Below are 14,268 nucleotides of genomic sequence, written 5' to 3' on the forward strand. Positions count from 1 at the left end.
AACGGAATGATAGCGTTTTCATTTTTTGAATATTTCTAAATTTAAAATTCACATTTTTACTCTTTGCTTTAATATTGCGAAGGTGTATACTAGCACTGAAGAGCACTAATCGCAAATTATAATATATGGACGAGATTATATAGGGGGTACTATAATGGAATCGGCAAAAGGGAATAGCCACGTGAACGAGGAAGAAAAACATGATGTGCTAAAGTCTACGCAGACTGTAATACATAAAGCACTAGATAAACTGGGGTATCCTGAAGAAGTGTTTGAACTGTTAAAAGAGCCTTTACGACTATTAACAGTAAAAATGCCAATTCGTATGGATGATGGGTCTGTTAAAATATTCACAGGGTATAGGGCACAGCATAACGACTCTGTTGGTCCAACAAAAGGTGGCATTCGTTTTCATCCAGATGTGACAGAACGTGAAGTGAAAGCGTTATCCATCTGGATGAGTTTGAAATGCGGGATCGTTGATCTTCCTTATGGCGGAGGTAAGGGCGGAATAGTTTGTGATCCTCGTAATATGTCCTTCCGGGAGTTGGAAAGACTTAGCCGAGGCTATGTCCGTGCAATCAGCCAAATTGTGGGGCCTACTAAGGATATTCCTGCACCCGATGTATTTACTAATTCACAAATCATGGCGTGGATGATGGATGAATATAGCCGTATAGATGAATACAATTCGCCTGGTTTCATTACTGGTAAACCCCTTGTGCTAGGTGGTTCTCATGGACGTGAATCTGCGACTGCTAAAGGTGTGACTATTTGTATTAATGAAGCTGCTAAGAAACGCGGGATTGATATCAAAGGGGCACGCGTTATCATTCAAGGTTTTGGGAACGCAGGTAGCTTCTTAGCGAAGTTCATGCATGATGCCGGTGCCAAAGTAATCGGGATATCTGACGCTTATGGTGCGCTACACGATCCGGATGGTTTGGATATCGATTATCTGCTAGACCGTAGAGATAGTTTTGGAACTGTTACTAAATTATTTAAAACGACGATAACCAATCAAGAACTTCTTGAATTGGATTGCGATATTTTAGTTCCAGCTGCCATTGAAAATCAAATAACGGAAGATAATGCTGCGAACATTAAAGCTTCTATCGTGGTGGAAGCAGCCAACGGACCTACAACAATAGAAGCAACACAAATCTTAACAGATCGTGGCATTTTGTTGGTTCCTGATGTTTTGGCTTCGGCTGGTGGCGTTACTGTATCATACTTCGAGTGGGTTCAAAACAATCAAGGGTATTACTGGTCCGAAGAAGAAGTTGACGAAAAACTTGAAAAAATACTAGTCAAGTCATTCAATAATATATATGATCTTTCTCAATCCAGACGAGTTGATATGCGATTAGCAGCTTATATGGTCGGAGTTAGGAAAATGGCGGAAGCATCCCGCTTCCGTGGATGGATTTAATACTTATATAATGTATGCTTAATTTGTAAATGCTATTGGATACAAGCATTATCATTGAAAAGATTTGTAAAAAATCCTATCATTTAATGATAGGATTTTTTACGTAGAATGATTTACTTTATATTATGGACAGAAAGGCAGTGGCATGAAAAATGAATAATGAAGAAGTTATTATTATCGGAGGGGGTCCATGTGGACTGGCAGCTGCTATAGCACTAAAAGAAGTGGGAATTGGTGCCCTTGTTATAGAAAAAGGCAATGTTGTCGATTCCATTTATCGATATCCCACACATCAGACCTTTTTTAGTTCCAGTGAAAAGTTGGAAATAGGTGATACGGCATTCATTATTGAGAACCGAAAACCTGTCCGTAATCAGGCACTGGCATATTACAGGGAAGTTGTCAGAAGAAAAGATTTGCGAGTACATAAGTTCGAGAAAGTTGAAAATGTTGAAAAACAGGAGGATGGACGCTTTCTTGTGAAAACATCTAAAGGGAATTATACAGCGTTGCGTGTAATTGTCGCTACAGGTTATTATGATCATCCTAATTATATGTGCATTCCAGGTGAAGAGCTCCCTAAGGTGCTTCATTATTTCAAGGAGGGACATCCTTACTTTAACTGTGATGTTACAGTTATTGGAGGCAAGAATTCAAGTGTGGATGCAGCATTGGAATTGGTGAAGTCCGGGGCAAGGGTAACAGTACTTTATAGAGGATCCGAGTTTTCAACAAGCATTAAACCATGGATTCTCCCTGAGTTCGAGTCATTGGTCCGCAATGGGACAGTTGTGATGGAATTCAACGCCACTGTAGATGAAATCACTGAAGATAGTGTGATATATCATGTTGGTGACGTGCAAAAGGTAATTAAAAACGATTTTGTTTTTGCCATGACGGGTTACCATCCCGATCATTCATTTTTAGCAGCCATGGGCATTTCGATTGATCAGGAAACAGGAAGACCTACTTATGATGAAAAGACGATGGAGACAAATGTTGAAGGCCTATATATCGCGGGTGTCCTGGCAGCAGGGAATAATGCCAACGAAATATTTATCGAAAACGGCAGATTCCATGGTGAACTCATTGCCCATCATTTAGCTTCAAATGAAAAGTAAATAAAGGAGCTGAATATGAAATGCGGAAAATATCTCTAATTACGACTGGTGGAACGATTGCAAGTAAAGAAACCACGGATGGCATGTTGTCATCAGGAGCTTTAAGTGGAAAAGAGTTGGCATCTCTTTGCGAGCTGCCAAAGGAAATTGACGTTAAACTTGTAGATCTTTTTCAAATACCGAGCATGTCCATGGATTTTGATAGAATGGATGAACTAAAACTGGCCGTCCAAAAAGAATTGAAAGATCCGGATGTTGCTGGAATAGTTGTAACCCATGGTACAGATACACTGGAAGAAACGGCTTTTTTTCTTGATCTCACCACCAATGATCAACGTCCGATTGTAGTAACTGGTTCGCAACGCTCTCCACAAGAGGTTGGAACGGATGTGTATTCCAATTTAAGGAATTCCATTTTGACAGCTGCAAGTACCCTTCTTGAGAATGTAGGTGTAGTTGTTGTTTTTAACGAAAGAATATATTCAGCTAAGTATGTAAAAAAAGTGCATGCTTCCAATTTACAAGGATTTGAATCCTATGGGTACGGATATTTAGGAATCATTGACAACGAAGTCGTCAGCCTATATCAGAAACCAATATACCGGGAGAGTTTTGATATACAAGGTACGATTCCGAGAGTTGATATCATCAAGTGCCATACAGGAGCTGATGGTATCTATATTGAAGCCTCTGTTAACAATGGGGCTAAAGGAATAATACTCGAGGGCGTTGGCAGGGGTCAGGTAACACCCCGAATGGTGCCGGCCATTCAAGACGCAATCGATAACGGGATTGCTATCGTCATGACAACAGCTGCGGAAGAGGGAAAGGTATACCCCGCCTATGACTATGTCGGGAGTGCTGCGGACTTAAAACAAAGAGGCGTGATTTTAGGCGCGGATTATGACAGTAAAAAAGCACGCATAAAGTTAGCTGTCATACTGGCAAGTGAAGCGATGTTAGAAGAGGCCCATTTTAAATACTGACAAGTAAAAAAATAGGAAGACTTTCATTACAGGATTTAATTTTTTTGGTTTCCGTGGTACGATTAAGGAAAAGAAATGAGGTCAGCTCATGCTGGTCATTTTGTCAGCGGCTATTGCACCAGGGTTGGCGTTGCTTAGCTATTTTTACTTGAAGGATCAATATGATACCGAGCCTATTACTGTGGTCATCAAAACTTTTTTATTCGGTGTCTTCCTTGTTCTCCCAATTATGTTTATACAATATGTGCTCGAAACGGAACACATTTTAGATACGGATTTTGCCAACGCATTTTTATGGGCTGCTTTGCTTGAAGAATTCTTTAAGTGGTTCATTCTTATCTATGTCATCTACCAGCATATTGCCTTCGATGAGCCATATGATGGGATTGTATATGGAGCAGGTGTTTCTTTAGGTTTCGCCACAATGGAAAATACGTTATATTTGCTTGCCAATGGTGTAGAACATGCTTTTAGTAGAGCAATTCTACCAGTATCGAGCCATGCCTTGTTTGGAGTAATCATGGGGTATTATTTAGGTAAAGCTAAATTTTCTTCTAAAAATAACAGATTCTATTTACTCCTGGCTCTTGTCGTTCCCATTATGTTGCATGGAATTTATGATTATATCTTGATCTCTCGAAAATTTTGGATGCATTTAATTATGCCATTCATGATATACCTTTGGTGGCTGGGAATGAAAAAGGTAAAAAAGGCTCGATTACTATCTAAGTCTCATGCGGAAAAACTTTCTCAAAATCATTATCTTAGTAAATAATATTATATCTGATTCGGAGTGTTGGCATATATTGCCCACTCCGTTTTTTTATTGCCATAGAATAAAACTACCACTTAAGAAGAAAATAGAATAACGCTAATTTAAATGAAGAGGAGTGTTTTGATGAAAGGGATTTCGTCAACATGGAAATGGTTCCTGCTGTTTTCATGCATTACGATTTGTTTCGGAATTTTCCCGGAAACAAGAACAGATGCCTTTTCGAGTCAAGTAATTCAAAGGGGCGCAAGCGGCGATGATGTAATAGAATTACAGGCACGCTTACAGAACATCGGGTATTATCAAGGGAAAATTGATGGGGCTTATGGGTGGGGTACTTATTGGGCACTTCGAAATTTCCAGAGTGATTTCGGTCTGCCCATCGATGGATTGGCAGGAGAAACGACAAAAAAGAAGCTTGTAAATGCTTCTAATTTCAACAAGGAATTTGTTCATGACCAGATTAATAAAGGAAATGAGTTTACCTACTATGGGGGAGTTGACATTGATAAGCAAGTTAAAGTTAAAGATAGTGCCCCAAAAGGTAATACAAATAATTCAGCATCGGAGAACTCTTCGTCAAGTGCAGCTACTTCTGCCAATCTTCCAGGAGGATATTCACAGAATGATATCCAACTAATGGCGAATGCGGTATATGGAGAATCACGAGGTGAACCTTATACCGGGCAGGTTGCAGTTGCAGCGGTCATTTTGAATAGAGTAGAAAGTGCGTCATTTCCCAATACCATTTCAGGGGTGATTTTTGAGCCCCGTGCATTCACGGCAGTGGCTGATGGGCAAATTTGGCTAACCCCAAATGAAACGGCGAAAGAAGCCGTACTGGATGCCATTAACGGTTGGGACCCAAGCGGTAATGCGGAATATTATTTTAATCCCGATACAGCAACAAGTAAGTGGATATGGTCTAGGCCACAAATAAAAAAAATCGGAAAACACATTTTCTGTAAGTAAAGAGGTGAAGAAAAATGGTTAGGAATATAGTAATTGTCCTACTTGTTATAGTCGTTGGCGGGACTGCATTTTGGGGGTACCAGGAACATAAAGAAAAGAATGCCGTACTTATCAATGCTGAAAACACATATCAGCGGGCCTTTCATGATTTAAGCTATCAAGTGGACCTATTGCATGACAAAATCGGGAGTACACTCGCGATGAATTCACAACATTCTTTGAGTCCTGCCCTGACCGATGTTTGGCGGATCACTTCCGAGGCGCAAAGTGATGTCGGTCAACTACCGTTGACATTGCTTCCTTTTAATAAAACGGAAGAGTTTTTATCGAAAATTGCAGATTTCAGTTATCAAACGGCAGTTCGTGATTTAGAAAAAGAGCCTTTAAATGATAAAGAATATTCGAAACTGAATTCTTTATATACTCAAGCGGGAGACATACAAGGTGAACTGAGAAAGGTACAATATCTTGTACTGAAGAATAATTTACGATGGATGGATGTCGAGTTAGCTCTAGCGACTGGTAAAGAGAATCAAGATAACACTATCATCGATGGGTTTAAAACGGTTGAGAAAAAAGTTGCAGGGTACGGCGAAACAAATGAGATGAATCCAACTTTTACTTCTGCAGAGCAGAAAGATGAAACCTATCAGAATTTAAAGGGAAAAGTACTAACAAAAAAAGAGGCTGCTTCAGCTGCACAAGATTATGCGAATATCAAAAATGGCAACTTGAAAGTAAATGTTGAGGAAAATGGAAAAGGCTCCGATTATGGATTTTATAGCGTAAGCTTACTAGATAAGAATACGGATACCGAAGTGAATATGGACATGACAAAAAAAGGTGGATATCCAATCTGGTATATCAATAACCGTGATGTGAAGAAAACGAATATCGATTTAAATCAAGCTAATAATAAAGCATCGGAATTTCTTAAGAAGCATGATTTCAAATCGCTTGAACTATTCGAAAGTGCCCAATACGGTCATATTGGACTTTTTAATTTTGTAGGGTCAGTCAATGGGGTAAGAATATATCCTGATTCGGTAAAGGTAAAAGTTGCATTGGACGATGGATCAATCATCGGATTTTCGGCAGATGAATTTTTAAAAGCTAATAAGATAAGGGAAATTGAAAACGCAAAAATTACTGAAAAAGACGCTAGAGAAAAAATTAATTCAAATGTAAAAATCATGGAACAGGGCAAAGCACTAATTCTCAATGATCTTGGTGAAGAGGTACTTTGTTACGAGTTTCTTGGAACGATCAAGGACGACACATACAGAATATTCATTAATGCTGACGATGGCAGAGAAGAAAAAGTGGAAAAATTGAAAAATGCAGAACCAGTATATGAAAAGTTAATCTGAGGATTTTTAAAAAAATGGAATTAATAATATGGAAAAGTACCTAGGTGCTTTTCCTTTTTTTAATTCCATGACATAATAAAATAGGATTTTTATGGATTATGAGGGATGTGAAGAACAATGTTTAAAATTGGTGATATCTTAATGCTAGAACAAAAATATTCTTCTCAAAAAGAAAAGTTTAAATGTATGGTCGTTGAAATAGAACCTGACTCTGGTTATTTTTATATAGATTATCCCATAAGTATTGAGACAGGGAAAATCGTATTTCTTGTGGATGGAACCCAACTGAGTATTTCCTTCTCAGATGAGGAACAAGCCGTATATGTCTTTGATTCTGAAGTGTTAGGAAAAGTAAAAGGGCAGATACCGATGATTCAATTATTGTTACCTAATGAAGAAACGTTTGTGAAAATACAACGGAGAAAGTATGTCCGTCTTGATGTAACCTTAGATACCGCATTGCATCCGGTGAATAATGAGTTTCTTCCTTTTCGGGCGTTGACTGAGGACATCAGTGCAGGTGGAGCTTCTATAAGGCTTTTAAAAGGGGTGGATATCAATTCTTCCTCTCAATTATACCTATGGATGGCCCTTACCTTAAAGTCAGGGGAGATTCAATATTTACGCTTAAGAAGTAAAGTGATCAGGGTAACCGAGGAGAATCAGGGTAATAGGTTGCTACACATTCAATTTATAGACCCGCCAAGAAATGATGTTCAAACATTGATGAGGTTTATCTTTGAAAAGCAGGTGGATATGAAGAAAAAAGGACTGTATTATAAATGAAGTGAATGAGAAGACAGAATTCTTTCCATACTGATTGTATGACAATGTGAGGAAAGGGAAAGTTATGAAAACATTCGAAAGGCTGTTAATCAAAGTGATTATGATCCAACTAATCTGTTTACTCTTTTTTCAACTTCTCTTAAGTAGGGAAGATCGTATCTTTGAACTGACAAAGCTCTCGAAGTATGAGGGAGTTAACACCAATAACTATACAAAGATTATCGAGACCTTTAATGGTACGAAAAAATAAAAGCGTAGGATTCTCGTGTTTATTTCTGAATATTTCATTAAGAAGTAAAAAATATTGATGGATATCATAGGCTTTCTTTTACTGATGTGATTTTCACTTCGCTCACCCTTTTATTAATCTTTTCTTGCTAATTGTGATAAAATGAAAGGGCAGTAAACTATCATCATGATCGTAGGATTCTTGGGAGGATTTATGAATAAAAAATTATCAGTTGCAATCGATGGGCCAGCCGCTGCTGGAAAAAGTACGGTTGCCAAAATTGTTGCAGAAAAGTTTAATTACATATATGTAGATACAGGTGCAATGTACCGTGCACTAACTTATAAAGCGTTGAATCACGGGGTTCCCCTGAATGATGAGAACGCTTTATTCAATATCCTGATCCATACCGATATCGCTTTAAAACCAAGTGAGACGGGACAAATGGTGTTTGTGGATAATGAAGATGTTACTACTCAAATTAGGAACAATGAAGTAACTAAGTCTGTCTCAGAAGTAGCAAAGCACCGAAGCATTCGCGAAGAGATGGTGAAAAGGCAACAAATGTTTGGAGAAAATGGCGGAGTTGTCATGGATGGCAGAGATATAGGTACCCATGTGCTGCCAAATGCTGAAGTTAAGGTATTCCTCATTGCTTCTGTGGATGAAAGAGCTCACCGAAGACATCAGGAAAATATTCTAAAAGGTTTTCCTTCTGACATTGAAGTATTAAAAGAGGAAATTGCTACGAGGGACAAGCTCGATTCCGAGAGAGAAGTTTCCCCTTTGAAAAAGGCAAAGGATGCTGTAGAGATTGATACGACTTCATTATCAATCCAAGAAGTAGCAGAGAGCATCATGTCATTGATAGAAGAAAGGAAAAGATGACCTTGGATTTTTATACTTTTGGCAAAAACGTCGTAAAAGGCGTTTTAACACCCGCTTACAGGGTTAAAACGTTAGGGAAGGAAAATATACCAAAAGAGGGAGGCGTTCTGATTTGTGCCAATCACATTGATAATTTGGATCCGCCCGTCGTTGGAATGACGTCTCCTAGGGACATTCACTTCATGGCGAAGGAAGAATTGTTTCATGCCCCCCTATTAAAGGGTATATTACCTAGGGTAAACGCTTTTCCCGTAAAGCGGGGCAACAGCGACCGGGAATCACTTAGAAAAGGTCTGAAACTTTTAAAAGAAGGCAAAGTGCTTGGGCTATTTCCCGAAGGTACAAGAAGTAAAACAGGTGAATTGCAAGAAGGATTAGCTGGAGCCGGTTTTTTTGCATTGCGATCTGAAGCTGCAATCGTTCCTTGTGCAATAATAGGACCATATAGATTTTTACGCCCTTTAAAGGTCGTTTATGGACCACCTATTGATTTTAAAGAATATCGAGAGAATAGGATTTCAGCTGATGAAGCTACCAAGATAGTGATGCACCACATCGGAAAATTGATTTCTGAGCATAAATAATCCTTTACGCTTGACAATTCACTGAATTTGTTAGAATTTATAAAATAGGGGTAATATTCCTTTAAAGGAATAAAAAAGGGAATTGTACCTTGCTACTCTAAAAAGAGGCTGTTTTATCTTTATAGAAAGTGTTTTTTTAAATCACTTTAAATAAAATATGTGGCCGATGAATTTGCAGATCAGTCATGGGTTAAGGAGGAGTTAGTAATGACAGAAGAGATGAATCAAGTAGAAGTGAACAACTATAATGTTGGGGATCATGTAAAAGCATCCGTTTCAAAGGTAGAAGAAAAACAGGTTATTGTCGATGTGGAAAACAGCAAGTCCGATGGGATCATTCCTATCAGCGAGTTGTCTAGCCTTCATGTCGAAAAAGCGTCTGATGCCGTCTCAGAGGGAGACATCTTAGAACTTGAAGTTATCAAAGTTGAGGAAGAAGCTCTTATTCTATCAAAACGTAAAATTGATGCACTTAAAGCTTGGGATGACCTAGAAGAAAAATTTGAAAGTGGAGTCGTTTTTGAAGCAGAAATAAAAGATGTTGTCAAAGGCGGACTTGTTGTAGATCTAGGCGTACGTGGTTTTGTTCCCGCTTCTCTAGTAGAAGACTATTTTGTTGAAGACTTTTCTGATTACAAAAACCGAACTTTAACATTCAAGATTGTAGAGCTTGAGAAAGATAAGAACCGTTTGATTCTTTCACATCGAGCGGTCGTCCAGGAACAAAAGGAAAAACAGAAAGCAAGTGTTCTTGATACGATAGAAAGTGGCCAAGTGATTGAAGGGACAGTTCAAAGACTAACCGATTTTGGAGCTTTCGTTGATATTGGTGGTGTGGACGGACTTGTTCACATTTCGCAACTTTCTCACCAACATGTCGATAAAGCATCTGACGTCGTTACGGAAGGCGATAAAGTACAGGTGAAAGTTCTTTCTATTGATCGCGATAATGAGAGGATTTCACTGTCCATAAAGGATACGTTACCCGGTCCTTGGGTGGATGTCGCTGATAAAGCAGCAAAGGGATCTATACAAGAGGGCATCGTTAAACGCCTCGTTTCCTTTGGAGCCTTTGTCGAGATATTCCCGGGAGTGGAAGGTCTGGTCCATATCTCACAGATATCTCACAAACATATAGCAACGCCGCAAGAAGTCCTACAAGAGGGCCAGTCGGTTAAAGTGAAGATTCTGGATGTCAATGAAGCGGAACAACGGTTGTCATTAAGCATAAAAGAACTAGAAGACCCACAATCAGATTACTCGTCCGATTATGAAGTTCCTGCGGAAACGAAAGGTTTTCAGCTGGGAGAAATGATTGGTGATCAATTAAAAAAACTAAAATAAGATGATAATTGGAGAGAGCCTTGCAGAGAGCACAACGAAAATTAGAACATATAAACATTGCATTGAAAACAGGTCAGCAGCGTAAATCCGGGTTAGAAGATGTTTCGTTTGTTCACCAAAGCTTACCAGAGATTTCATTGGATAATGTGGATCTTACAACGGAAATTGGCGGACTTACACTAAGTTCGCCAATTTTTATAAATGCGATGACCGGTGGTGGCGGAGTTGAAACTGAAAAACTAAATAGGGAACTGGCTATTGCTGCAAGGGAAACTGGAATGGCAATGGCTGTTGGTTCACAAATGGGAGCTATTAAAGATCCTAGTCAGATAGCTTCATATAAAGTGGCAAGACAGGAAAACCCCAATGGAATCTTAATTGGAAACCTTGGTGGTGAAGCTACTGTTGAACAGGTAAAGCGGGCAAGCGATATGATTGAGGCTAATGCCTTTCAAATTCATGTCAATGTCATTCAAGAGTTGACGATGCCTGAAGGAGATAGAAACTTTGCAGGTATACTGTCTAGGATAGAAGAAATTAATAAAAGCTTAGCTGTTCCGCTTATAGTAAAGGAAGTAGGCTTTGGAATGAGCAAGGAAGCCGTAGAACAATTGCGTTCTGTCGGTGTTTCGATCATTGATGTGGGTGGATACGGAGGGACGAATTTCGCTCGGATTGAAAATGAAAGACGCTCTCAAATACTCGATTACTTCAACGATTGGGGTATTCCAACAGCTGGATCCATAATAGAGGCAGTCAATGTTTCTTCCGAGTTGTCCATTATTGGTTCTGGAGGTATTCAAAATCCTTTGGAAATGGCAAAGAGTCTAGCTCTAGGAGCGAAAGGGATAGGGGTAGCCGGTCATTTTTTAAAGTTGCATAAAGAAAGAGGCTTGGATGAGTTAATTAAAGAAGTAAATTACATACATGAAGATTTAAAATTCATTATGACGGCACTTGGCGCCATCAATCTGCCCCAGCTTAGAAAGACCAAGATGGTCATTGCCGGCGATACCTTTCACTGGCTAACTCAAAGAGGCATAGATTGTTCTGTCTATGCCAGATAAATGAAAGAAGCACCTACTATCTTAATAAATAGAGGTGCTTCTTTTTGTTCTTAAGTACGGTTCCTTTTTCTAGCCTCTTCAGGACTTTCTAATTTCGTTGCACCTTTGTGTTCCAGAGACTGGTCTCGATCTGATTCCACACGTTTACTTTCTCTCAATTTCTTTTCTTGACGGTCTTTTCCCAATGGATTCCACCTCCTTTACTTTTCGTGAATGAATTGCATTTTTGACACATGTCAAAAAAACATGTTTATTCCTAACGTAAATAACCCATAATGTTTCTTAAAAAGGGGGGAACTGTTATGGATGGGGTATTCTTTTATTGGGTTTCATGGTTAGTGTGGATTAGCATCATGTTTTTTATTCCCAATACCGTTGCCTATCGCTTTGATTATCTTTTTCACCTGTTAGCCACGATGGTCCTTGTTGGTTATACCCTTGAGATATCCCCTTTAACTATACATTTAAGCGGTATCTATCTTTTCTTCATCCTTTGTATCTATATGCGAAAACTATCCCTCATGAAGACGATAGAGGTTGTCATAGGTAGCTTGATAATAGCTCTTGCCTACGCAAGTTTTCAGTTATTCTCTTTACTTGATCCGATTTGGCTTATCTTGAAGGCACCCTATCTTCTTTGTATCCTCCTGAATTATGTAATACTCATGCTTTTTAAAGACTGGAAACGAAGAATGTCTGTCCTGTTAATAGGTATGATCCTTGGAGATATTGTGTATACTTCCCTCCTTCAATTTCATTCATTTAATTATGTGGCCCTTTCCTATGCATGGCATGATCAGGCAGTCTTGGTCCTAGCTGCAAACGCGCTATGGAGAGCGCTCGAGCTATTAAGCGGATATTTTTTATCACAGACAAGATTTTTGTCGAAGGAGAGAAAGGAGCACTACACTCAATAGATAAGTCTGCTTTTTTTTTATGCAAAATCCTTTAATGCTTTAGTATTATTAGGGGAATATTGTAAGATAGAGGCTTTTATGCATACAAACATTGTTGATTAGTGAGAAATTTGTTACTATAGGATAGTTAGAGGTTTGTAGATAAATCGTAAAGTGCTCTAATTAAATGGAAGCTGAATGCCGTAGGCTTTTTGGCTGTCTTCATTTTAATTATGTTTAGCAAGTGGTTGATAAGGTTTATGTCACCTTAGGGACAAGGGAGTAAGCAGACATATGCCTTTCAATGCATGATACGTATAACTTGCCAACAGTATAAAATTTTTGTACTGTGGAAGTTTTCTTTATATGATGATGAATACAGCCTTTTCCTTAAAAGGAAATAATGAAAATCACAGTGCAGATGAAATTTGAAGAGAATGCACCCAAGAGTTTCGTGACTTTGACAGAGATATAGTAGCAGAAAGGGTGAATAGCAATGCCAAAACCGGTAATTGCGATCGTTGGTCGGCCAAATGTTGGTAAATCAACAATCTTTAATAGAATAGTGGGAGAACGTGTTTCAATCGTTGAGGACGTTCCAGGAGTAACAAGAGACAGAATTTATAGTTCAGGTGAATGGTTAACGCATGACTTTAACATCATAGATACAGGTGGAATCGATATTGGTGACGAGCCATTCCTGGAACAAATCCGTTCTCAGGCTGAGATCGCCATTGATGAAGCAGATGTTATTATCTTTATGACGAATGGACGCGAAGGCGTAACTCCAGCTGATGAAGAGGTAGCTAAGATTCTCTATAGGTCCAAAAAGCCCGTCGTACTGGCTGTCAATAAAGTTGATAATCCGGAAATGAGAGATCAGATTTATGATTTCTATGCGTTAGGTTTTGGGGAACCATTCCCAATTTCAGGTTCGCATGGATTGGGGCTAGGTGACCTCTTAGATGAAGCCGCAAAACATTTCCCTAACTATGGTGGACAGGACTATGCGGACGATGTAATTAAATTCAGTTTGATCGGTCGCCCGAATGTCGGTAAATCATCGCTGGTTAATGCCTTATTAGGTGAAGAGCGTGTCATCGTAAGTGATATCGAAGGAACGACCCGTGACGCAATTGACTCACCGTATAAATATAATGGCAAGGAATATGTGATCATTGATACGGCAGGAATGCGAAAAAAAGGGAAAGTGTATGAAAGTACAGAAAAATATAGCGTACTTCGTGCTTTAAGGGCTATAGAACGATCAGATGTTGTTCTAGTTGTCCTCAATGCAGAGGAAGGTATCCGTGAACAGGATAAAAAAATTGCTGGATATGCACATGAAGCTGGCAGAGCAGTAATCATCGTAGTCAATAAGTGGGATGCCATCGAGAAAGATGAAAAGACCATGAAGGATTTCGAAGAGAAGATTCGTGCTCATTTCCAATTTTTGGATTATGCACCAATCATTTATTTATCAGCGTTAACTAAAAAACGTACACATACTTTGTTGCCGGTCATTGATCGGGCTAGTGAAAACCATGCTATTCGTGTTCAAACAAATATATTGAATGAAGTGGTTATGGATGCAGTAGCTATGAATCCAACACCAACTCATAATGGTAACCGTTTGAAAATTTACTATACGACTCAGGTAGCAATCAAGCCACCTACTTTCGTTGTATTCGTTAATGATCCAGAGTTAATGCATTTCTCATATGAGAGATTTTTAGAAAATCGTATTCGGGATGCTTTTGGATTCGAAGGAACACCGATACGTATTTTTGGACGCCAAAGAAAATAGAAAGGCGGTATGTA

15 protein-coding genes are annotated in these 14,268 nt (G+C 38.9%); 14 read left to right on the plus strand and 1 reads right to left on the minus strand.

Translation table 11 applies throughout. From position 1 onward, the window contains the following. Nucleotides 1-154: 154 nt before the first annotated feature. From ACQKL5_RS02765 to fni, 12 genes are all read left to right on the plus strand, one after another. Nucleotides 155-1,432, plus strand: coding sequence for a Glu/Leu/Phe/Val family dehydrogenase (locus tag ACQKL5_RS02765; protein WP_427606483.1), 1,278 nt, complete (start codon nt 155-157; stop codon nt 1,430-1,432). Between the two features lie 152 nt (nt 1,433-1,584). Further along, nucleotides 1,585-2,553, plus strand: a complete 969-nt coding sequence (locus ACQKL5_RS02770) for a YpdA family putative bacillithiol disulfide reductase (RefSeq protein ID WP_427606484.1) — start codon at nt 1,585-1,587, stop codon at nt 2,551-2,553. A 20-nt stretch (nt 2,554-2,573) separates the two neighbouring features. After that, nucleotides 2,574-3,539: an asparaginase gene (locus ACQKL5_RS02775; protein ID WP_427606485.1), complete on the plus strand. Its 966-nt coding sequence runs from the start codon at nt 2,574-2,576 to the stop codon at nt 3,537-3,539. Between the two features lie 88 nt (nt 3,540-3,627). After that, complete coding sequence (prsW, locus tag ACQKL5_RS02780) at nt 3,628-4,314, plus strand: glutamic-type intramembrane protease PrsW (RefSeq protein WP_427606486.1); 687 nt, start codon at nt 3,628-3,630, stop codon at nt 4,312-4,314. A gap of 123 nt (nt 4,315-4,437) precedes the next feature. Next, nucleotides 4,438-5,283: a spore cortex-lytic enzyme gene (sleB, locus tag ACQKL5_RS02785; RefSeq protein WP_427606487.1), complete on the plus strand. Its 846-nt coding sequence runs from the start codon at nt 4,438-4,440 to the stop codon at nt 5,281-5,283. A 14-nt stretch (nt 5,284-5,297) separates the two neighbouring features. Then, nucleotides 5,298-6,653: a germination protein YpeB gene (ypeB, locus tag ACQKL5_RS02790; RefSeq protein WP_427606488.1), complete on the plus strand. Its 1,356-nt coding sequence runs from the start codon at nt 5,298-5,300 to the stop codon at nt 6,651-6,653. A 117-nt stretch (nt 6,654-6,770) separates the two neighbouring features. Beyond that, entirely contained in the window at nt 6,771-7,439 is a 669-nt protein-coding gene (locus tag ACQKL5_RS02795) for a flagellar brake protein (protein WP_427606489.1), read from the plus strand. A gap of 64 nt (nt 7,440-7,503) precedes the next feature. Next, on the plus strand, nt 7,504-7,689 hold the full coding sequence (locus ACQKL5_RS02800) for a YpfB family protein (RefSeq protein WP_427606490.1): 186 nt from the start codon (nt 7,504-7,506) through the stop codon (nt 7,687-7,689). A 192-nt stretch (nt 7,690-7,881) separates the two neighbouring features. Then, nucleotides 7,882-8,556, plus strand: a complete 675-nt coding sequence (gene cmk / locus ACQKL5_RS02805; protein ID WP_427606491.1) for a (d)CMP kinase — start codon at nt 7,882-7,884, stop codon at nt 8,554-8,556. Beyond that, nucleotides 8,553-9,140, plus strand: a complete 588-nt coding sequence (locus ACQKL5_RS02810; protein WP_427606492.1) for a lysophospholipid acyltransferase family protein — start codon at nt 8,553-8,555, stop codon at nt 9,138-9,140. The genes cmk and ACQKL5_RS02810 overlap by 4 nt, the downstream gene beginning before the upstream one ends. Nucleotides 9,141-9,347: 207 nt before the next feature. Then, nucleotides 9,348-10,484, plus strand: coding sequence for a 30S ribosomal protein S1 (gene rpsA / locus ACQKL5_RS02815; protein ID WP_427606493.1), 1,137 nt, complete (start codon nt 9,348-9,350; stop codon nt 10,482-10,484). A 20-nt stretch (nt 10,485-10,504) separates the two neighbouring features. Continuing rightward, on the plus strand, nt 10,505-11,551 hold the full coding sequence (gene fni, locus ACQKL5_RS02820; protein WP_427606494.1) for a type 2 isopentenyl-diphosphate Delta-isomerase: 1,047 nt from the start codon (nt 10,505-10,507) through the stop codon (nt 11,549-11,551). 50 nt (nt 11,552-11,601) lie between these two features. Here the strand turns inward: fni and ACQKL5_RS02825 are convergent, their stop codons facing one another. Then, complete coding sequence (locus tag ACQKL5_RS02825) at nt 11,602-11,736, minus strand: YpzI family protein (protein ID WP_427606495.1); 135 nt, start codon at nt 11,734-11,736, stop codon at nt 11,602-11,604. Between the two features lie 117 nt (nt 11,737-11,853). On the opposite strand from ACQKL5_RS02825, the gene ACQKL5_RS02830 reads away from it, so the two are divergent. Together ACQKL5_RS02830 and der are read left to right on the plus strand one after the other, a co-directional pair. Beyond that, entirely contained in the window at nt 11,854-12,468 is a 615-nt protein-coding gene (locus tag ACQKL5_RS02830; RefSeq protein ID WP_427606496.1) for a YphA family membrane protein, read from the plus strand. 475 nt (nt 12,469-12,943) lie between these two features. After that, on the plus strand, nt 12,944-14,254 hold the full coding sequence (gene der / locus ACQKL5_RS02835) for a ribosome biogenesis GTPase Der (RefSeq protein WP_427606497.1): 1,311 nt from the start codon (nt 12,944-12,946) through the stop codon (nt 14,252-14,254). Nucleotides 14,255-14,268 lie beyond the last annotated feature (14 nt).

The organism is Peribacillus sp. NPDC097675, from assembly GCF_050277655.1.
Lineage (GTDB): Bacteria > Bacillota > Bacilli > Bacillales > DSM-1321 > Peribacillus.